This is a genomic window from Streptomyces sp. NPDC088252 (assembly GCF_044740965.1).
GTDB lineage: Bacteria > Actinomycetota > Actinomycetes > Streptomycetales > Streptomycetaceae > Streptomyces.
Genome location: NZ_JBIURS010000003.1, coordinates 154,657 through 175,144, shown reverse-complemented (window position 1 = coordinate 175,144; position 20,488 = coordinate 154,657). Strand labels below are relative to the sequence as shown.

Genomic DNA, 20,488 nt, shown 5'->3' with positions numbered 1-20,488 from the left:
CGGGACCGGGACCTATCGTGAGCCGGTCTCGTCTCGTCCCGGAGCCCGGCGTCACGACGGATCGTCAGGGACGGCGGACAAGAGGCCGTGCAGGATCGGGCCGGCTGAACCGCCACCCGTGACGCCCTGCTCGACGACGCACGCCACAGCCACATTGCCGCGCCGTGCGACGAGCCAGCCGTTGTTGGGCTCGCTCTCGGAGACCTCCGCGGTGCCGGTCTTCGCGCCGATGTCACCGGGCAGATCGGCGAGCACATGCGCCGTCCCGTCGGTGACGGTGGCCCGCATCATCGTGCGCAGTCGAGTCACCACGGACGACGGGAGCGGCTTCGTCGAGGTGGTGTCCTCGGCGCCGGGGACGATGGTCGGCTGGTGGAACCGGCCGGTCGCCGCGGTCGCCGTGACGGACGCCATGATCAGCGGGTTCGCCTGGATGCGGCCCTGCCCGATCATCGAAGCGGCCTTCTCCGTCTCGTCCTTGGGCACCGGCACCGAGCCGTCGTACGACGGGATCCCCACGTGCCACTCCTGTCCGACCCCGAAGTACTCCCGGGCCACATCGCCGAGTTCGGTGTCACCGAGCTTGTTGCGCAGGTTGATGAAGGCCGTGTTGCAGGACTTCGTGAAGTCCTGCCGGAAGGTGGCGCCCGGGAACTCGGATGTCTCGACGTTGTGGAACTCCTTGCCGACGGTGAGGTACTTGGGGCAGTCCACGACGTCGTCGGGCGCGACGGCGTGCTTGAGCAGCAGCGCGCTGCTCGTCACGATCTTCCAGGTGGAGCCGGGCGCGTACGTACCGGAGACCGCCCGGTTGAAACCCGTGGCGGGGGAGTTGGCCAGCGCGAGGATCTCGCCGTTGTCGACCCTCAGGGCGACGAGCGAGGCGTTCTTGCCGTCGGCCGTGTCGGCCAGGGCCTTGTCGGCCGCTGCCTGCCAGGTGGCGTCGAGCGTCGTGGTCACGGGTCTGCCGGACGGCTGCCCGTCCTTCTTCCCGAAGGTGGTCTCCGTGCCCTCGACCTCGCCGGTGGCCCGGTCGACGAGCCGGATCGCCCCGCGCGGTCCGGTGCCGCCCCCGGCGAACCGGGTCAGCACCGGCTGCAAGGACGGATGGCCGTCGCCCGTCAGGGACGTCCCGTTCCGGTCGGTGACCTTCGGCTCAGGAGTGTCCTCCCGCTCCAGGCGGAACTTGGCGGTGTCGCTGAGATGCGGATGGACGAGCGACAGGGACCAGTCGACCTTCCAGGCCCCGTTCTTCTGTTCCCGGACGGGGAGCCGGGACCGGTAGGTCCAGGTGCCCAGTCCCGTGACGGGCATCTTCGCCGTGAAGGCGACCCGGACCGTGCCGTCGTCCTCCTTCGTGGCCCGCGCCGGGGTGAGCTCCGGCTTGCTGATGTCGAGACCCGAGGTGAAGTTGCGCAGCACCTCCTCAGCCCTCGCGGGACTCGTGGTGCGGGAGCCCGCACTGTCGAGCCGGCCGCCCGCCCAGTCCGCGAGGAACGCCCGGGCCTGAGCGGTCGCCGCGGGGTCGGGGGTGTCGTCGGGCTCGAAGGGGCCGAGTCCGGCGGCATACGCGCCGCCTGCGACGACGGCCGTCACGACGGTCACGGCGATGCCCGCCCGGAGGCCGGGGCGACGGTTTTGGTGGCGGTGGGGGGCGGTGTGCCCGAAGTCCGCGTCGGCAGGTGAGGAAGGGTGCGTCATGCCGTGAGGAGAGCAATCGGGCCGGGTTTCTGTCCAAGTCGCATATCAATGGGTCAGCGATCAAGATTGCATATGATTGCTGCTCGTGGACCTGATCCGGCACCTGGAGTGCTTTGTGGCTGTTGCAGAAGAGTCACACTTCGGACGTGCCGCGGCCCGCCTCGGGATGGCTCAGCCGCCCCTGTCGCAGCGCATCCAGCGGCTGGAGCGGGAGCTGGAGGTGCGGCTCTTCGACCGGTCCAGCCGCCAGGTGGCCATCACCAAGGCGGGCCTGCTGCTGCTTCCCGAGGCGCGCGAGCTGCTCGCCCGGTCCGAGTCACTGCGGGCGGCCGCGCGCCGGATCAGGGACGGCGAGAGCGGACTGCTGCGGGCCGGGCTGCCGCCCGACATCGCCGGTGACACCGTCGCCGCGCTCCTCACCGGGTTCCAGGACCGGCGTTCCGGCGTGGAGCTGGAGCTGCACGAACTGTCCACCACGGACCAGCTCGCCCGCTTTGCCGCACACGAACTCGACGTCGGACTCATCCACCACCCCTGCGACGTGACCGGCCTCGAACTCGGCCCGGTGCTCCGGCGCGAGCTCGGCGTGCTGCTGCCGCGCGACGCCGAAGCGGCCGGACTGGCCGAGGTGCCGCTCTCCGCGCTCGCCGGATCCGACCTGATCCTCTTCCCGCGGGCCGGCGCCCCCGTGCTCTACGACGACCTGCTCACCACCTGCGCCCGCGGCGGCTACACACCGCCCGCGGTCCGGCACGGCCAGGGCGCCAGTTTTGTGCGCGGTCTCGCGCTCTCCGTGGGCGCCGTCGCCTTCAGCCCGCGCGACGCTCAGCCCGCCGAACCCGACACGGACCTGGTGTGGCGCCCGCTCGCGGGCGCCCCGCTGGCCTGGCGGCACTCCGTCGCCTGGCCGCGCGGGCACGGGGACACCGCCGTACGAGCCTTCGCCGACGCGGCCACGCACGCGCTGCGCACCACCGCCGACGCCCGCCCCGACACCCCCACCCGCCCGATGCATCTGCGCCCGGCAGCGGAGTACTGGCTGTGACCCGAACCGTGAACGTGCCCGACGCCCCCGACCGCATCCGTGCGGCCTTCGCCGATGCCGGAGTGACCGGGCGGCTGCACGCCCTCGACATCGATTCCGGCGCCCGGCTCGGCGTCGACGCCGACCAGCTGGTCTGCACGGCGAGTGTCCACAAACTGTGCCTGCTGGTCGGGCTGCACGACCTGGCCGCGGCCGGCGACCTCGACCTCACGGAGCAGGTCGAATGCACGCCGGACGGCCGCACCCCGGGGCCCACCGGGCTCGCCGCGATGCTGGACGCCACCAGGCTGTCGCTGCGCGACCTCGCGTACCTGATGATGGCCGTCAGCGACAACGCCGCTGCGGATCTGCTCCTGGCCCGGGTCGGTCTCGACGCGGTCAATCGCGCGACGGCCCGCCTCGGTCTCGACGCGACGAGGGCCGTGCACACCTTCGGCGCCATGCTCGCCGGCATCAAGGAGGACGCGGGACCCGCCGGTGCCCAGGCGCTGGCCGACCCGCACGTCGTCGCGCGGCTGCGCGCCCTCGACCCGGCCCGCTCCAACCACAGCACCCCGCGGGACATGACCCGCTTGCTGCGTGCCCTCTGGCGCGACGAGGCGTGTCTGCCCGAACACGGCGCCGCCATCAGACGGGTGATGGGTCTCCAGGTGTGGCCGCACCGCCTGGCCTCCGGTTTCCCGTTCGACGACGTGCACGTCGCGGGGAAGACCGGATCACTGCCGACGCTGCGCAACGAGGTGGGCGTCGTCGAGTACCCCGACGGCGGCCGTTACGCCGTCGCCGTCTTCACCCGCACCGCCCACACCGCGGCCACGCTCCCCGCGGCCGACGCCGTCATCGGCACGGCCGCCCGCATCGCCGTGGACGCGCTGCGCAACCGATAGCGCGCGCCCCGGCGGCGCAGCCGCTCCAGGTGGCGGCCGGTCTCAATGAGGTGGTCGAGGATCTCCGACGCGGGGCGGTCGCCCAGGGTCGGCTGGAGCCGGATGTGCAGGCCGAGCTCGGCGGCCTCGGACACGGTGGCGTCGAGACGGTCGACCTCGCGCGGCTGATTCCTCCACCGCACTCGTCGCGACGCACCTGACTCCCCGGCGGTCGGCGGTTCGCGTGTCGCCGCCAGTCTGTCGAGCGGGTGCGGGGGCGGGCGTCCCCCGAAAGTCTGCGGGTGCGCGACCAAGGGATGAACCGGGCGCGGGGAGCGGCTACTCAGGTCGCGGCCCCGGCGAGCAGAGCACCGCCATCACCTGGACGGGACCCGGCGTTCCTCGTCGGCCTCGGTGCGCTTTCCGCCGGCGGCGACCACACGCCCCCCGGTCCGGGGCCGTATCAGCCTCATCCGGGCCAGCAGGTCGGTGATGGCGAAGTCGTAGCGGGGCTGGAGCAGCAGAAGCAGGCCCAGTCCGCAGACGAACGCGATCCCGGAGAGCATCCAGGACTTGGCGCCCCGCGCCGAATAGGCCACGATCCCGAACGAGAACAGCGCCGACCAGAAGTACATCAGCAGCACGGCCCGACGGTGCGAGTGGCCGAGCTGGAGCAGCCGGTGGTGGAGGTGGCCCTTGTCGGCGGAGAAGGGGGACCGTCCGTTCCACGTACGCCTGCCGACGGCGAGCACGAGGTCCGCGACCGGCAGCGCGATGACGGAGAGCGGCATCAGCAGCGGAATGTAGACCGGCACCATCGCGGCCGACCCGGACGTACCGTCGACGGTCTGCTTCAGGAGGCTCGGGTCGACCTCACCCGTGACGGAGACGGCGCATCCGGCGAGGAGCAGCCCGAGCAGCATGGACCCCGAGTCCCCCATGAAGATCCGGGCCGGGTGCGAGTTGTGCACCAGGAAGCCGAGGCACATGCCCACCAGGATCGCGGAGACCAGCGTGGTGGCCGCCGCGGCCTCGATCCCGTAGCCGTACCAGAGCCGGTAGGCGTACAGGAAGAAAGCCGTCGCCGCGATGCCGACCGTCCCGGCGGCCAGCCCGTCGAGCCCGTCGACGAAGTTGACCGCGTTGATGGTGAAGACGATCAGTCCCACGGTCAGCAGGGTGCCCTGCCAGTCGGCGAGGTAGATCCCGTCGGTGCCCGGCACCGGGAGCCAGAGGATCGTCAGCCCCTGGAACGCCATCACACCGGCGGCCAGCAACTGCCCGCCGAGCTTGACCAGCGAATCGAGCTCCCACTTGTCGTCGAGCACCCCCAGCAGCCAGATCAGCGCGGCACCGGACAGCAGCGCCCGGGGCGTCGAGCTCTGGGTGAAGATCTCCTCCAGGTGCGGGAGGTGCGAGGCCACCAGGTATCCGGCCAGCAGTCCGCCGAACATGGCGATGCCACCGAGGCGGGGAGTGGGTTCGCGGTGGACGTCGCGCGCCCGGATCTCGGGCATCGCCCCGACGGCGATGGCGAACTTCCGTACGGGGCCGGTCAGGAGATGGGTCACCGCAGCCGTGATGAACAGCATGAGCAAGTAGTCCCGCACGGCGGCCCTCACATTCCGGCCCAGCAGCAGGCCGATACCTGAACAGATTTTTCCGGTTGTTCCGGGATCGCTGCTCAGGGTGGGACGGGGCCGGTGGCGAGTCCGATGCGGCGACATGTGAAGCCCGGACCCCGGTCGAGGCCCCTCACTGCGCCCCGGCGAGCCTAACCCATGCGGATTTCTGTGCGACGAGGGTGTGGCGGGGCGCGGGGTGCGGGGCGGGGGTGGTGGTGTCGCCCGGAGCGGGACGCGGAGGGCTACGAACCGGTTCCGGGCGTGGAGCGCATTGATTCGTCCTGGGGTCGTGAACCGGGCGCCGTTCCGGGCCTCTTGTGGGTTACGGCGTTTCCGGCCTCCTGAGTGCGTGGAGTGCGGGCCGCCTCCCACGCACTCAAAAGGGGTGAGAATGTTCAAACGGCGATTTTTGGATGATCTCAGCAGTCAATCCATATATCTGGTCGTTTGGACGGCTCTGTCGAGCAGCAAGCTCCCTTCGCAACGTTCGAGGCGAAGGGACACGAACATGGCTGACTGGAAGCAAGTCTCTGGTGGTCTCACTACGATCTCGGTCGGGTCCAGGACGCATGTGTGGGGTGTGAACTCTCTGGGGCAGATGTATCGGTACACGGGGCATGACTCCAATCCGTGGGTCGGTATCCCGGGCAAGGCGGTGGACATCGGTGTGGCCGCCGACGGCACCGTCTGGCATGTCAACTCTGGCGGTGGGATCTACCGCTACACCGGAGACCAGGGCTCCACCGACTGGGTCGCCGTCTCCGGCGGTCTCACCCGTATCTCGGTCGGGTCCAGGACGCATGTGTGGGGTGTGAACTCTCTGGGGCAGATGTACCGGTACACGGGGCATGACTCCAATCCGTGGGTCGGTATCCCGGGCAAGGCGGTGGACATCGGTGTGGCCGCCGACGGCACCGTCTGGCATGTCAACTCTGGCGGTGGGATCTACCGCTACACCGGAGACCAGGGCTCCACCGACTGGGTCGCCGTCTCCGGCGGTCTCACCCGTATCTCGGTCGGGTCCAGGACGCATGTGTGGGGTGTGAACTCTCTGGGGCAGATGTACCGGTACACGGGGCATGACTCCAATCCGTGGGTCGGTATCCCGGGCAAGGCGGTGGACATCGGTGTGGCCGCCGACGGCACCGTCTGGCACGTCAACGCAGACGGGGCGATCTACCGCTACACCGGAGACCGACCGAGTTGACCCAGGGCAGCAAATCCGAGGGGCTCATGCCCGGGATCGCTTGGGCCCTTCAATCTGTCTCGCCGGGCGCTGTGACAGCCACCGATCCGGCTGCGGCTGCGCGAGCGATCCGCCGGACACCGCCTGCCGCCGTGGATGGTCCTGGCCCTCACCGTCGCCGTGGTGGCCGTGAGCGTCGTGCTGCCTGCCCGTCGTGGGCGCGGATGTCTCCCTCCGAAGCGATCAAGGACTGGTGACGGGGGCGGGCGGGAGCGCCGCCGCGACCACCACGAGAGCCGCGGTCGCCCCGCCGAGCAGCATGACCGCCGACACGGAGAGATGGTCGAGGACGGCTCCGCCCGCCAGGGCGCCGATGGCGATGGTCGCCTGGAAGGAGGCGGTGAAGAGGACGGACGCAGCTTCGGGGGCGTCGGGCGCGGACCTCGCGAACCAGGCCTGCGAGCAGACCGGCACCGCGCCGTAGGCGACACCCCAGAGGACCAGGAGCGCGACGGCTCCCACCTGCCACCTGCCCAGGACCGGGAGCAGCGCGGTCGCGGCGGCGATCATCCCCGCGGCGAGGGAGACCGCGGCGCGCGGCCGACGCGAAACGAGTGCGCCGCCGATGAAATTACCGACGATGCCGGCGGCGCCGTAGAACAGCAGGAACACCGTGATCAGCGCAGGACCGGCGTGGGTGACCTGTTCCAGGAAGGGCGTCACATAGGTGTACGTGGCGAAGTGCGACAGAACGATGAGGAAGGTGAGGAGCAGCGCGAACCGGGTGCCGGTCCGGCCGAGCACGGTACGCAGCAGGCTCGCGCGGGTGACCCGGGTCGGGGGCAGGGCCGGGAGTACGAGCAGCATCAGGGCCAGTACGCCCGCGCTCAGCACCCCCATGGCCACGAACGCCGTCCGCCAGCCGGCCAGGCCGCCGATGAACGTACCCGCGGGGACGCCGAGCACGGAGCCCAGCGGGACCGCCGAGAAGATCACCGCGGTCGCCCGGCCGATCGACGCCGGGCGGACCAGCCGTCCGGCCAGCCCGACCCCGATGGACCAGAAGCCGCCGATGGTGACACCGACCATCACCCGGGAGACCAGGATGAGGCGGTAGTCGCTCGCGGTGGCGGTGAGGAAGTCGGCCAGGGCCAGCAGGAGCATGAAGGCGCAGAGCATTGCCCGACGGTCGACGCGCGCCGTCGCCACGGTGACCAAGGGGGCGGAGACCGCCGCGAGGAGTCCGGGCATGGTCATCATCAGGCCCGCGGTGCCGTCCGAGACGGCGAAGTCGGACCCGATGGACGTGAGCAGGCCGATGGGCAGGATCTCGGTGGTGACGATCGAGAAGATGCCCAGCGTCACGGAGAGGACGGCGAGCCGGCCGCGCAGGGGTGTCCGGGGAGGGGGAGCGGTCGGTCGGATGGGCGTGGTGGCCGCGGTGGTCATGGCGGTGCCGTCCTGTGCTCGGTGACGCGAGGGCTGTTCGCCCCAGTTCACAAGCACCGGTGGGCGGTGTCCGGCAGGTTCGCGACGTCAATGGCGCCCGCCCGGGGTGATGTCGTGTTTCCGCCGGAACGACGAAGGACCGTCGCTCCCGAGCGGGGGAGTGACGGCCCTTCGCCGCGCGCCTGTGCGGCGCTTGTGAATCCGAGAACTCGGTGGAACCGGCGGACTCAGAGAACGCGGACCGCGCCCGACGGCGGGTCGTAGGAGAGCGGACGCTGCACCACACCGGTGCTGGAGTTCTGCGCACCGACGAACTCGCCGCCGCCGACGTACACCCCGACGTGGTACGCGCTGCCCGCGCCGCCCCAGTACAGGATGTCGCCCGGCTGGAGGTTGCTCAGGGAGACCTGGGTGCCCGCGGTGGACTGGGCCTGCGAGACGCGCGGCAGGTCGACACCCACCGAACGGAACGCGGCCTGGACGAGACCGGAGCAGTCCCACGAGTTGGGTCCGGTGCCGCCGGACACGTACGCGTCGCCGACCTGGGCCTTCACGAAGGCGATGACGGACGCGGCGGAGCCGGTGGCGCTCGACGAGGAGGAGGAAGCGGTCGAGGCCACGGCGGTGCCGGCGGTGGAGCCGGAGGTCGCGCTGAGCGTTGTACGGACGGCGGAGCGGGAAGCGCGCTGGGCGGCGGCCTCCGCCTTGGCCTTGGCGGCGGCCTCCGCCTTCTTCTTGGCCTCTGCCTTGCGGACCGCCTCGGCCTTGGCCTTCTTGGCGGCCTTGGCCGCGGTGGTGGCGGCGGCGTCCTCCTGGGCCTGCGTCTGCAGGTCCTGGGCGACCTGCTGCGTGGCCTGGGCGGACGCGGCGACGGCGGTGGAGAGCCCGGCGGTGATGGTGGGCATCTCGATGGTCTGGGTCACCGGCTCGGCCTGGGCCGGACCGGCAGCGCCTGCCACCGCGATGGTGCTGAGGACGCCACCGGCAACTCCGGCCCGCAGCGCCGTCTTCGGCGCGTTTCGGCGGGGCTTCCGGTGGCTGGGTATGTGAGCGGTGTGGGACATGAGTACTAGCGCTATCAGGGCCCCGGGGCTCCCTTCAAGAAACGTGTGTTGCGACACAGTTACGTCCGGAATCTGTGAATCCGCTTCCTGGTGGCCCTTATTGACGCCGTAACGGGCAAACCGGGCACGCCTGATCAGCGCTGTGATCACGGACTTTCGGTAATACGCCCGAATTGCCCGCCACTTACCATCCGTTCATACCGATGGCCAAGCCCGCTTTTATCGGCACCTGATTGGAGTGACGCAGGTCACAGGGTGACGGTGACGTGAGGAGGGTGCGCGTGCTCCTCGCCCGAAGGGTCGTCGGATTTCGGCCGCGGCCATTCATCCGGAAGATCGTGAATAGGTGCACACGTCCACTTCGCTCCCTGGGGGCCCCTCGCCCGAGTGAGGCCAGAGTGGGGCAGACCCCCTTATCACTCCCAGGCCGTCCATTGCCAATTTGCCTCCATGGGTATCTGATTGTTAATGCAACACCGTGTTGACCAGCACTAACAGCATCAAATGTCACGTCTCGTGACCGCTCGGCCGCTTTACGTACGAAGATCACCGCTCAGGTGGCTTCGTGAGCCTTCGCCGGGTGGTGGAGATCACAAACTCGTTGTCGTACCCCGTGTCGCAGATCACAGGATGGCAGGCATAGGATGCGGGGCAGTCGGGCTTGTGAACTGCCTCACATGTGCACGATCTTGGTGGGGTGGCGAGCCGAATCGCCCGATGCGGTCCAACGGTCAAGGACGACTGGAAGGAGCGAGGAGCGTGAATGCCTACGCGCCCATCCTCGTGCTCGGCGCCCTCGGGGCAGGGTTTGCGATCTTCTCCGTGGTCATGGCCACGCTTATCGGCCCGAAGCGGTACAACCGAGCAAAGCTCGAAGCGTACGAGTGCGGTATCGAACCCACCCCCACTCCAGCCGGAGGCGGCCGCTTCCCCATCAAGTACTACCTGACGGCGATGCTCTTCATCGTCTTCGACATCGAGATCGTCTTCCTCTATCCCTGGGCGGTCACCTTCGACGCCCTGGGGATCTTCGGGCTCGTGGAGATGCTGCTCTTCGTGCTCACCGTCTTCGTCGCCTACGCGTACGTGTGGCGTCGCGGCGGCCTGGAATGGGACTGAGGGGCTGAGGGGCACACCATGGGACTCGAAGAGAAGCTGCCCAGCGGCTTCGTGCTGACCACTGTCGAGCAGGCCGCCGGCTGGGTGCGGAAGTCGTCCGTCTTCCCCGCCACCTTCGGCCTCGCCTGCTGCGCCATCGAGATGATGACCACCGGGGCCGGGCGCTACGACCTGGCCCGTTTCGGGATGGAGGTCTTCCGCGGATCGCCGCGGCAGGCGGATCTGATGATCGTGGCAGGGCGGGTCAGCCAGAAGATGGCGCCCGTCCTGCGGCAGGTCTACGACCAGATGCCCAACCCCAAGTGGGTGATCTCCATGGGGGTGTGCGCATCATCGGGCGGGATGTTCAACAATTACGCCATTGTTCAAGGTGTTGATCATATTGTCCCTGTTGACATCTATTTGCCGGGCTGCCCGCCGCGGCCCGAGATGCTGATGGACGCGATCCTCAAGCTCCACCAGAAGATCCAGAGCTCCAAGCTCGGGGTCAACGCGGAGGAGGCCGCCCGCGAGGCGGAGGACGCGGCCCTCAAGGCACTGCCCCTGATCGAGATGAAGGGGCTGCTGCGATGAGCGAGAACCGTCATCACGACGAGCAGAACAACAACGGTGTGCCCGCGCCGCGTGACGAGACCGGCGAGGTCATCGGCGTACGCAAGGGCATGTTCGGCGCCAACAACGGCGGTGACACCTCCGGCTACGGCGGCCTCGTCCGCACGGTGACCCTGCCGGGCGCCACGTCCCGTCCGTACGGCGGCTGGTTCGACGAGGTCGCGGACGAGCTCGAAGGGGCCCTGGAGGAACAGGACCTGCTTCCCGCCAACGCCATCGAGAAGACCGTCGTCGACCGCGGCGAACTCACCTTCCACATCGCCCGCGAGCACCTGGTCCGGGTCGCCCGCACCCTGCGCGACGACCCGGCGCTGCGCTTCGAGCTCTGTACCGGGGTGAGCGGCGTCCACTTCCTCGGCGACAAGGGCCGCGAGTTGCACGCCGTCTACCACCTGCGCTCGATCACGCACGGCCGGCTGATCCGCCTGGAGGTGTCGGCCCCGGACAGCGATCCGCACATCCCGTCGCTCGTCGAGGTCTATCCGACCAACGACTGGCACGAGCGCGAGACCTACGACTTCTTCGGGCTCGTCTTCGACGGGCATCCCGCCCTCACCCGGATCATGATGCCGGACGACTGGCAGGGCTTCCCGCAGCGCAAGGACTATCCGCTCGGCGGCATCGCCGTCGAGTACAAGGGCGCCCAGATCCCGGCTCCGGACCAGCGGAGGTCGTACTCCTGATGACTACTCCCCATGCAACGCCCAGGGCCACGACCGAGGGGACTGTATATACAGTCACCGGCGGCGACTGGGACGAGGTCGTCGAGTCGGCGGTCAAGTCCGACGACGAGCGCATCATCGTCAACATGGGCCCCCAGCACCCGTCCACGCACGGGGTGCTGCGGCTGATCCTGGAGATCGACGGCGAGACCGTCACCGAGGCCCGCTGCGGCATCGGCTATCTCCACACCGGCATCGAGAAGAACCTCGAATTCCGGAACTGGACCCAGGGCACCACCTTCGTGACGCGCATGGACTACCTGACGCCGTTCTTCAACGAGGCGGCGTACTGCCTGGGCGTCGAGAAGCTGCTCGGCATCGAGGACCAGATCCCGGACCGGGCCACCGTCCTGCGCGTGCTCCTGATGGAGCTCAACCGGATCTCCTCGCACCTGGTGTGCATCGCCACCGGCGGCATGGAGCTCGGCGCCACCACGATCATGATCTACGGCTTCCGTGACCGTGAACTCGTCCTCGATCTCTTCGAGCTGATCACCGGGCTGCGGATGAACCACGCGTTCATCCGGCCCGGCGGACTCGCCCAGGACCTGCCGCCCGGCGCGATCGACCAGCTCCGCGAGTTCCTGAAGACCATGAAGAAGAACCTGCCGGAGTACGACAAGCTCGCCACCGGCAATCCGATCTTCAAGGCCCGTATGCAGGACGTCGGCTATCTCGACCTGACCGGCTGCATGGCACTCGGCGCCACCGGTCCGATCCTGCGCTCCGCCGGGCTCCCGCACGATCTGCGCAAGACGGACCCCTACTGCGGATACGAGAACTACGAGTTCGACGTCCCCACCGCCGACAGCTGCGACGCCTACGGCCGCTTCCTCATCCGGCTGGAGGAGATGCGCCAGTCGCTGCGGATCATCGAGCAGTGCATCGACCGGCTCGCCCCCGGACCGGTGATGGTCGCCGACAAGAAGATCGCCTGGCCGGCGCAGCTCGCGCTCGGACCGGACGGGCTCGGCAACTCGCTCGACCACATCAAGAAGATCATGGGCACCTCCATGGAGGCCCTGATCCACCACTTCAAGCTGGTGACCGAGGGATTCCGCGTCCCGCCGGGACAGGTCTACACCGCGGTCGAATCGCCCAAGGGCGAGCTGGGCGTCCATGTCGTCTCGGACGGCGGCACCCGCCCCTACCGGGTCCACTTCCGCGACCCGTCCTTCACCAATCTGCAGGCCATGGCGGCGATGTGCGAGGGCGGCCAGGTCGCCGACGTCATCGTCGCCGTCGCGTCCATCGACCCCGTGATGGGAGGCGTCGACCGGTGACCGAAGCACGTCAGGAAGTCAGTCTGGGGATGCCGCAGCTCCCCGCCCCCGCCTACCCGGCCGAGGTGCGCGCCAGGCTCGAAGCGGACGCGAAGGAGGTGATCGCCCGCTACCCCGGCAGCCGCTCCGCCCTGCTGCCGCTGCTGCACCTGGTGCAGGCCGAGGAGGGCTTCGTCTCCCGTACGGGCATGGCGTTCTGCGCCGAGCAGCTCGGCCTCACCACTGCCGAGGTCACCGCGGTCGCCACCTTCTACACGATGTACCGGCGCAAGCCGAGCGGCGAGTACCAGGTCGGTGTCTGCACCAACACCCTGTGCGCGGTGATGGGCGGCGACGCGATCTTCGACCGGCTCAAGGAGCACCTCGGCGTCGGCGACGACGGGCCCGATATGACAACCGAGGACGGCAAGGTCACCCTCGAACACATCGAGTGCAACGCGGCCTGCGATTTCGCTCCCGTGGTGATGGTCAACTGGGAGTTCTTCGACAACCAGACCCCCGAGAGCGCGACGCGGCTGGTCGACGACCTGATCGCCGGGCGCACCGTCGAACCCACCCGTGGCGCGCCCCTGTGCTCGTACAAGGAGACGTCCCGGATCCTGGCCGGCTTCCCCGACGAGCGCCCCGGCGCCGTCGAGGCGTCCGGTGGTGCGGGCCCCGCCTCGCTGATCGGACTCCGGCTCGCCAGGGGCGAGGAGACGCACCCGAGGGTCGTCGCCCCGCGGGGTGAGTCGGGGCACGCCGATGCCCCGCAGGACCCGGAGCACCCGTCCGGCCCGACAGGCGAGGAGGGAGAGTGATGACGTTGGCAACCGAAATCAACGACAACGGCAGCGGGGGCAGCCCCGAGAAGCTGCTCGTCCCCGTCCTCTCCGCCTTCTGGGACGAACCGGAATCCTGGACCCTGGAGACCTACCGGCGCCACGAGGGATACGAGGGGCTTCGCAAGGCCCTCGCCATGTCGCCGGACGACCTCATCGCGTACGTCAAGGACTCCGGTCTGCGCGGCCGCGGAGGCGCCGGCTTCCCCACCGGGATGAAGTGGCAGTTCATCCCGCAGGGCGACGGCAAACCGCACTACCTGGTGGTCAACGCCGACGAGTCGGAGCCCGGGACCTGCAAGGACATCCCGCTCCTCTTCGCCAACCCGCACTCCCTCATCGAGGGCATCGTGATCGCCTGCTACGCGATCCGTTCCTCGCACGCCTTCATCTACCTGCGCGGTGAAGTCGTCCCCGTGCTGCGGCGGTTGCACGAGGCCGTGCGCGAGGCGTACGAGGCGGGCTTCCTCGGGACGAACATCCTGGGCTCGGGGCTCGACCTGGAACTCACCGTGCACGCGGGCGCGGGCGCGTACATCTGTGGTGAGGAGACCGCACTCCTCGACTCGCTCGAAGGGCGACGCGGCCAGCCCCGGCTGCGGCCGCCCTTCCCCGCGGTCGCCGGTCTGTACGCCTGCCCCACTGTGGTGAACAACGTCGAATCCATCGCCTCGGTTCCCGCGATCCTGAACCGGGGCAAGGAGTGGTTCAAGTCGATGGGCAGCGAGAAGTCCCCGGGCTTCACGCTGTACTCGCTCAGCGGGCATGTCGCGAGCCCCGGCCAGTACGAGGCCCCGCTCGGCATCACGTTGCGCCAGCTGCTCGACATGAGCGGTGGCATGCGCCCCGGCCACCGCCTGAAGTTCTGGACCCCGGGCGGCTCCTCGACCCCGATGTTCACCGACGAGCACCTCGACGTGCCGCTCGACTACGAGGGCGTCGGCGCCGCCGGTTCCATGCTCGGCACCAAGGCGCTCCAGTGCTTCGACGAGACGACCTGCGTCGTGCGGGCGGTCACCCGCTGGACCGAGTTCTACGCCCACGAGTCCTGCGGCAAGTGCACGCCGTGCCGCGAGGGCACGTACTGGCTGGTCCAGTTGCTCCGCGACATCGAGGCAGGCAAGGGACAGCCGGCCGACCTCGACAAGCTGAACGACATCGCCGACAACATCAACGGCAAGTCCTTCTGCGCCCTCGGTGACGGCGCCGCCTCGCCGATCTTCTCCTCGCTGAAGTACTTCCGCGAGGAGTACGAGCAGCACATCACGGGCCGGGGCTGCCCCTTCGATCCCGCCAGGTCGACCGCCTGGGCCGACGACAAGAACGCTCACCAGGGGGTGAACGCATGACAGTCACCACGAGTGCGCCCTCCGGGGGCGGCGAGGCGGCCGTTCCGCCCGAGGACCTCGTCACGCTGACGATCGACGGCATCGAGATCAGCGTGCCCAAGGGCACCCTGGTCATCCGGGCCGCGGAACTCCTCGGCATCGAGATCCCGCGCTTCTGCGACCACCCGCTCCTCGATCCGGTCGGCGCCTGCCGCCAGTGCATCGTCGAGGTCGAGGGCCAGCGCAAGCCGATGGCGTCCTGCACCATCACCTGCACCGACGGCATGGTGGTGCGGTCGCAGCTGACCTCGCCGGTCGCCGAGAAGGCGCAGAAGGGTGTGATGGAGCTGCTGCTCATCAACCACCCGCTGGACTGCCCGGTCTGCGACAAGGGCGGCGAGTGCCCGCTGCAGAACCAGGCGATGTCGCACGGCGGCGCCGACTCCCGCTTCGACGGGAAGAAGCGGACGTACGAGAAGCCCGTCCCGATCTCCACCCAGGTGCTGCTGGACCGCGAGCGGTGCGTGCTCTGCGCGCGCTGCACCCGCTTCTCCAACCAGGTGGCGGGCGATCCGATGATCGAGCTGATCGAGCGCGGCGCCCTCCAGCAGGTGGGTACGGGCGAGGGCGACCCGTTCGAGTCGTACTTCTCCGGGAACACCATCCAGATCTGCCCCGTCGGGGCGCTGACCTCCGCGGCGTACCGGTTCCGGTCCCGGCCCTTCGACCTGGTGTCGTCGCCGTCGGTGTGCGAGCACTGCGCGGGCGGCTGTGCCACCCGTACCGACCACCGGCGCGGCAAGGTCATGCGGCGGCTCGCCGCCAACGACCCCGAGGTCAACGAGGAGTGGGTCTGCGACAAGGGCCGCTTCGGTTTCCGCTACGCGCAGCAACGGGACCGGCTCACCACCCCGCTGGTACGCAACGCGGACGGTGTCCTGGAACCGGCGAGCTGGCCCGAGGCGCTGGCCGCCGCGGCTGCCGGGCTGACCGCCGCACGCGGCAGGACGGGTGTCCTCACCGGCGGCCGGCTGACCGTCGAGGACGCGTACGCGTACAGCAAGTTCGCCCGGGTCGCCCTCGACACGAACGACGTCGACTTCCGGGCGCGGGCGCACAGCAGCGAGGAGGCCGACTTCCTGGCCGCCCGCGTCGCCGGGCGGGGCCGGGACCTGGACGGCACGGGTGTCACGTACACCTCGCTGGAGAAGGCCCCGACGGTGCTGCTGGTCGGGTTCGAGTCGGAGGAGGAGGCACCCGGCGTCTTCCTGCGGCTGCGCAAGGCGAACCGCAAGCACGGACAGCGCACGTTCGCCGTCGCCTCGCACGCCACCCGAGGGCTGGAGAAGGCGGGCGGCACGCTGCTCCCCGCCGCCCCCGGTACCGAGACCGAGTGGCTGGACGCGATCGCGGGCGGCGTCGGGCTCGACGGCGACGGAGCCGTCGCGGCCGAGGCGCTGCGCGGCGAGGGTGCGGTGATCGTGGTCGGCGAGCGGCTGGCCACGGTGCCGGGCGGGCTGACCGCCGCGGTACGGACCGCCGCCGCGACCGGGGCCGCGCTGGTGTGGATCCCGCGCCGGGCCGGCGAGCGCGCCGCGGTGGAGGCGGGCGCGCTTCCGTCGCTGCTGCCGGGCGGCCGGCCGGCGACCGACCCGCGGGCCAGGGGCGAGGTGGCGGCCGTCTGGAACGTCGCCGAACTCCCGTCCCGCTTCGGCCGCGACACCGGCCAGATCGTGGAGGCCGCGGCCACCGGAGAACTCGGTGCGCTGCTCGTCGCCGGGGTCGAGCCCGTGGACCTGCCGAACCCGGCGCGGGCCCTGGAGGCCCTGGACCAGGTCGGATTCCTGGTCTCGCTGGAGCTGCGGCCCAGCGAGGTGACCGAGCGGGCCGATGTGGTCCTCCCGGTCGCCGCGGTGGCCGAGAAGCCCGGCACCTTCCTCAACTGGGAGGGCAGGGCGCGGATGTTCGAGGCCGCGCTGAAGCCCGAGCAGATGACACGGACGCCCGCGCCGACCGATGCCCGCGTGCTGCACATGCTGGCCGACGCCATGGACACCCATTTCGCGCTGCCGGACCTGAAGTCCGTACGCCGTGAGCTGGACCGGCTCGGCGGCTGGGCCGGCGCGCACGCCACCGACCCGAACGAGTCGGCACGACCGCTGCCCAGGCCCGGCGACGGGGAGGCGATCCTCGCGGGCCACCGGATGCTGCTCGACCTGGGCCGGCTCCAGGAGGGCGACGAAGCGCTGGCCGGCACCCGGCACGCCTCGGTCGCCAGGCTCTCCGCCGTCACCGCGGCCGAGACGGGTGTGAAGGACGGCGATCTGCTGGCCGTCACCGGCCCGGCGGGCAGCGTCGAACTCCCGTTGAAGGTCACCGACATGCCGGACCGCGTGGTCTGGGTGCCGCTGAACTCCGTCGGGCGGGGCATCCCGGCCGACACCGGTGCCCGGCCCGGCGGTCTGGTCCGGATCGGCCCCGCCGCACCGGGCACTCCCGACGTCACACCGGAGGTGAGGGCGTGACCGCCTTCGCTCAACTGGCCGCGGCACCGCACCACGCCGTACTCGCCGCCGAGGATCTGTCGATGTTCGGCACCGACCCGTGGTGGCTCGTCGTCATCAAGGCGGTGTTCTGCTTCGCGTTCCTGATGGTGACCGTGCTCTTCTCCATCGTGTGGGAGCGCAAGGTCGTCGCCTGGATGCAGCTGCGCATCGGACCCAACAGGCACGGCCCCTGGGGCATGCTCCAGTCGCTCGCCGACGGCATCAAGCTGATGCTGAAGGAAGACGTCGTCGTCAAACGGGCCGACAAGGTCGTGTACGTGCTGGCACCGATCGTCGCCGCCATTCCGGCGTTCATGGCGATCGCGGTGATCCCGTTCGGCCCGTCCGACAACCAGGTCTCGATCTTCGGGCACCGTACGGCGATGCAGCTCACCGACCTGCCCATCGCGATGCTCTACATCCTCGCGGTCGCCTCGGTCGGGATCTACGGCATCGTGCTGGCGGGCTGGTCGTCCGGATCGACGTACCCGCTCCTCGGCGGCCTGCGCTCCTGCGCGCAGATGATCAGCTACGAGATCGCGATGGGCGCCGCGTTCGCCTCGGTCTTCCTCTACTCCGGGTCGATGTCGACCTCGAAGATCGTGGAGGCGCAGCAGGACCGCTGGTTCATCCTGCTGCTGCCGGTCTCCTTCATCATCTACATCGTCACGATGGTCGGTGAGACCAACCGGGCCCCGTTCGACATGCCGGAGTCCGAGGGCGACCTCGTCGGCGGCTTCAACACCGAGTACTCGTCGATCAAGTTCGCGATGTTCATGCTCGCCGAGTACGTCAACATGGTCACCGTCTCGGCGGTCTCCACGACCCTGTTCCTGGGCGGCTGGCGGGCCCCGTGGCCGATCAGCACCTTCTGGGAGGGGGCGAACCAGGGCTGGTGGCCGATGCTCTGGTTCGTCATCAAGGTCCAGTTGCTGCTGTTCTTCTTCATCTGGCTGCGCGGCACGCTGCCCCGGGTCCGCTACGACCAGCTGATGAAGCTCGGCTGGAAGGTCCTGATCCCGGTCTCGCTGCTCTGGCTGATGCTGGTCGCGACGGTGCGGGCACTGCGCAACGAGGGCTACGACTTCTCGAAGATCGTGCTGTACGTGGCCGGGGCCGTGATCGCGATCCTGCTGATCTCCTTCGTCGCCGACATGTTCCGCGACAAGAAGGGCCGGGCCGCGGAGGCGGACGCCGGACCGGAGCCGGAGTTCGACCCGATGGCGGGCGGATTCCCGGTGCCGCCGCTGCCCGGACAGACCCTGCCGCCGGTGCCGCGCCGCAGGCCGCGCGGCGAGCGGGAGCTCGTTGTCAGTGGTGGGTCGGACACTGAGAGTGACGGAAATTCGAGTGACGGAAAGGAGGCTGACGGTGTCTGAGTCATCAGAACCCTCGGAGGAGAAGTTCCAGAACCCCGTCGCCGGCTTCGGCGTGACCTTCAAGGCCATGTTCAAGAAGCGGTTGACCGAGCAGTATCCGGAAACGCAGAAGGTGACGGCGCCGCGCTTCCACGGCCGGCATCAGCTCAACCGTCACCCGGACGGTCTGGAGAAGTGCGTCGGCTGTGAGCTGTGCGCCTGGGCCTGTCCGGCGGACGCGATCTATGTGGAGGGCGCGGACAACACCGATGAGGAGCGCTACTCCCCGGGTGAGCGCTACGGCCGCGTCTACCAGATCAACTACGCGCGCTGCATTCTCTGCGGGCTGTGCATCGAGGCGTGCCCGACCCGGGCGCTGACGATGACCAATGAGTTCGAGCTTGCCAACACCACTCGCGAGAGCCTGATCTACACCAAGGACGAGCTGCTCGCGGGCCTGGAGGAGGGCATGGTCGACACCCCGCACGCGATCCACCCCGGGATGGACGAGCAGGACTACTACCGGGGTCTGGTCACCGAGGCCGCCCCCGGCACGGAGCGTCAGACCGCGGTATCCAAGGGCGAGAAGCCGTCGGACGGCGACCGCGAGAACAACGGCTCGGCGCAGGAGGTGGACGCATGACCGGCCTGGCCGCGGCGGCCTCCCAGACCTCGACCGGCGAGGCCGTCCAGTTCTGGGTGCTGGGCATCGTCGCCGTGCTCGGCGCGCTGTCCACCGTACTGATGAAGAAGGCCGTGCACAGCGCGCTGAGCCTCGCCGGGACCATGATCGTCCTGGCGGTGTTCTACCTCGCCAACGGCGCCTACTTCCTGGGCGTCGTCCAGATCGTCGTCTACACCGGCGCGATCATGATGCTGTTCCTCTTCGTGGTCATGCTCGTCGGTGTCACGGCGGCCGACTCGCTGAAGGAGACCCTCAAGGGCCAGCGCTGGCTCGCCGCGGGCTGCGGTATCGGCTTCGGGGTCCTGCTGATCGCGGGCATCGGCAACGCCTCGCTGAACAGCTTCAACGGTCTCGGCACCGCCAACACCGAGCACGGCGGGAACATCGAGGGGCTGGCCAGCCTCATCTTCACCAAGTACGTCTTCGCCTTCGAGATCACCGGCGCCCTGCTGATCACGGCGACGGTCGGCGCGATGGTGCTCACCCACCGGGAGCGCACCGAACGGGCAAAGACCCAGCGGGAGATGTCCGAGGCGCGCGTACGCGGCAAGCAGCTGCCGCCGCTGCCCGCCCCCGGCGTCTACGCCCGGCACAACGCCGTGGACATCCCGGGTCTGCTCCCGGACGGCACACCGTCCGAGCTCACCGTCATGCAGACGCTGCGCAGCCGCGGCCAGATCCGCGATGTGTCGAACGAGTCGCTGGACCGGCTCAAGGCGCTGGAGCAGCGGGCCGAGGAGCGGCTCGGCCGGGACAACGAAGACGAGGAGGCCGCCAAGTGAATCCGGTCAACTACCTCTATCTGGCCGCCCTGTTGTTCACGATCGGTGCGGCCGGGGTGCTGATCCGGCGGAACGCGATCGTGGTGTTCATGTGCGTGGAGCTGATGCTCAACGCCTGCAACCTCGCGTTCGTGACCTTCTCCCGGATGCACGGCAATCTCGACGGCCAGATCATCGCCTTCTTCACGATGGTCGTCGCCGCCGCGGAGGTCGTGGTCGGGCTCGCGATCATCGTGTCGGTGTTCCGTTCCCGCCACTCGGCCTCGGTCGACGACGCCAGCCTGATGAAGCTGTAA

General features: G+C 69.4%; 19 protein-coding genes. 15 read left to right on the top strand and 4 right to left on the bottom strand.

Annotated features, from left to right (window positions below):
- Nucleotides 1-51: 51 nt before the first annotated feature.
- Entirely contained in the window at nt 52-1,701 is a 1,650-nt protein-coding gene (locus tag ACIOHC_RS07745; RefSeq protein ID WP_351072608.1) for a penicillin-binding transpeptidase domain-containing protein, read from the bottom strand.
- 115 nt (nt 1,702-1,816) lie between these two features.
- Here ACIOHC_RS07745 and ACIOHC_RS07740 point away from each other — a divergent pair, with 115 nt between their 5' ends.
- The 3 genes from ACIOHC_RS07740 to ACIOHC_RS07730 are packed head-to-tail and all read left to right on the top strand — an operon-like array spanning nt 1,817 to nt 3,833.
- Nucleotides 1,817-2,746 carry a LysR family transcriptional regulator gene (locus ACIOHC_RS07740; protein WP_365692460.1) on the top strand — a complete coding sequence of 310 codons (930 nt, stop codon included), beginning with the start codon at nt 1,817-1,819 and terminating at the stop codon, nt 2,744-2,746.
- A gap of 14 nt (nt 2,747-2,760) precedes the next feature.
- Nucleotides 2,761-3,633 carry a serine hydrolase gene (locus tag ACIOHC_RS07735; RefSeq protein ID WP_351072831.1) on the top strand — a complete coding sequence of 291 codons (873 nt, stop codon included), beginning with the start codon at nt 2,761-2,763 and terminating at the stop codon, nt 3,631-3,633.
- 50 nt (nt 3,634-3,683) lie between these two features.
- The gene (locus tag ACIOHC_RS07730; RefSeq protein WP_351072612.1) at nt 3,684-3,833 is read left to right on the top strand and encodes a hypothetical protein; all 150 of its coding nucleotides are present in this window, start codon (nt 3,684-3,686) and stop codon (nt 3,831-3,833) included.
- Between the two features lie 156 nt (nt 3,834-3,989).
- Here the strand turns inward: ACIOHC_RS07730 and ACIOHC_RS07725 are convergent, their stop codons facing one another.
- Nucleotides 3,990-5,222, bottom strand: coding sequence for an MraY family glycosyltransferase (locus ACIOHC_RS07725; RefSeq protein ID WP_351072614.1), 1,233 nt, complete (start codon nt 5,220-5,222; stop codon nt 3,990-3,992).
- A gap of 523 nt (nt 5,223-5,745) precedes the next feature.
- On the opposite strand from ACIOHC_RS07725, the gene ACIOHC_RS07720 reads away from it, so the two are divergent.
- Complete coding sequence (locus tag ACIOHC_RS07720; RefSeq protein ID WP_351072615.1) at nt 5,746-6,444, top strand: tectonin domain-containing protein; 699 nt, start codon at nt 5,746-5,748, stop codon at nt 6,442-6,444.
- 222 nt (nt 6,445-6,666) lie between these two features.
- On the opposite strand, the gene ACIOHC_RS07715 is transcribed toward ACIOHC_RS07720, so the two are convergent.
- On the bottom strand, nt 6,667-7,872 hold the full coding sequence (locus ACIOHC_RS07715; RefSeq protein WP_351072617.1) for an MFS transporter: 1,206 nt from the start codon (nt 7,870-7,872) through the stop codon (nt 6,667-6,669).
- A 227-nt stretch (nt 7,873-8,099) separates the two neighbouring features.
- A complete protein-coding gene (locus tag ACIOHC_RS07710) occupies nt 8,100-8,936 on the bottom strand; it encodes a C40 family peptidase (RefSeq protein WP_351072619.1) in 837 nt (278 codons plus the stop codon).
- Between the two features lie 759 nt (nt 8,937-9,695).
- On the opposite strand from ACIOHC_RS07710, the gene ACIOHC_RS07705 reads away from it, so the two are divergent.
- Genes ACIOHC_RS07705 through nuoK form a run of 11 tightly spaced genes read left to right on the top strand, consistent with a single transcriptional unit; the run spans nt 9,696 to nt 20,488 of the window.
- On the top strand, nt 9,696-10,055 hold the full coding sequence (locus tag ACIOHC_RS07705) for an NADH-quinone oxidoreductase subunit A (RefSeq protein ID WP_003992243.1): 360 nt from the start codon (nt 9,696-9,698) through the stop codon (nt 10,053-10,055).
- Between the two features lie 18 nt (nt 10,056-10,073).
- Nucleotides 10,074-10,628: an NADH-quinone oxidoreductase subunit B family protein gene (locus ACIOHC_RS07700; RefSeq protein ID WP_030975705.1), complete on the top strand. Its 555-nt coding sequence runs from the start codon at nt 10,074-10,076 to the stop codon at nt 10,626-10,628.
- On the top strand, nt 10,625-11,350 hold the full coding sequence (locus ACIOHC_RS07695; protein ID WP_351072621.1) for an NADH-quinone oxidoreductase subunit C: 726 nt from the start codon (nt 10,625-10,627) through the stop codon (nt 11,348-11,350). The genes ACIOHC_RS07700 and ACIOHC_RS07695 overlap by 4 nt, the downstream gene beginning before the upstream one ends.
- The gene (locus tag ACIOHC_RS07690; protein ID WP_351072623.1) at nt 11,350-12,672 is read left to right on the top strand and encodes an NADH-quinone oxidoreductase subunit D; all 1,323 of its coding nucleotides are present in this window, start codon (nt 11,350-11,352) and stop codon (nt 12,670-12,672) included. Before ACIOHC_RS07695 ends, ACIOHC_RS07690 begins: the two co-directional genes overlap by 1 nt.
- Before the next feature lie 29 nt (nt 12,673-12,701).
- Nucleotides 12,702-13,472 (top strand): NADH-quinone oxidoreductase subunit NuoE, encoded by a 771-nt coding sequence (gene nuoE / locus ACIOHC_RS07685; protein WP_351072833.1) that lies wholly within the window; start codon nt 12,702-12,704, stop codon nt 13,470-13,472.
- The gene (gene nuoF, locus ACIOHC_RS07680) at nt 13,469-14,842 is read left to right on the top strand and encodes an NADH-quinone oxidoreductase subunit NuoF (protein ID WP_351072625.1); all 1,374 of its coding nucleotides are present in this window, start codon (nt 13,469-13,471) and stop codon (nt 14,840-14,842) included. Before nuoE ends, nuoF begins: the two co-directional genes overlap by 4 nt.
- Entirely contained in the window at nt 14,839-17,346 is a 2,508-nt protein-coding gene (locus tag ACIOHC_RS07675; protein WP_365692464.1) for an NADH-quinone oxidoreductase subunit G, read from the top strand. Before nuoF ends, ACIOHC_RS07675 begins: the two co-directional genes overlap by 4 nt.
- A complete protein-coding gene (gene nuoH, locus ACIOHC_RS07670; RefSeq protein ID WP_401841880.1) occupies nt 17,343-18,746 on the top strand; it encodes an NADH-quinone oxidoreductase subunit NuoH in 1,404 nt (467 codons plus the stop codon). Before ACIOHC_RS07675 ends, nuoH begins: the two co-directional genes overlap by 4 nt.
- Nucleotides 18,739-19,368 (top strand): NADH-quinone oxidoreductase subunit NuoI, encoded by a 630-nt coding sequence (gene nuoI / locus ACIOHC_RS07665; RefSeq protein WP_351072628.1) that lies wholly within the window; start codon nt 18,739-18,741, stop codon nt 19,366-19,368. The genes nuoH and nuoI overlap by 8 nt, the downstream gene beginning before the upstream one ends.
- A complete protein-coding gene (locus ACIOHC_RS07660; RefSeq protein WP_351072630.1) occupies nt 19,365-20,192 on the top strand; it encodes an NADH-quinone oxidoreductase subunit J in 828 nt (275 codons plus the stop codon). Before nuoI ends, ACIOHC_RS07660 begins: the two co-directional genes overlap by 4 nt.
- Nucleotides 20,189-20,488, top strand: a complete 300-nt coding sequence (gene nuoK, locus ACIOHC_RS07655; protein WP_093543641.1) for an NADH-quinone oxidoreductase subunit NuoK — start codon at nt 20,189-20,191, stop codon at nt 20,486-20,488. Before ACIOHC_RS07660 ends, nuoK begins: the two co-directional genes overlap by 4 nt.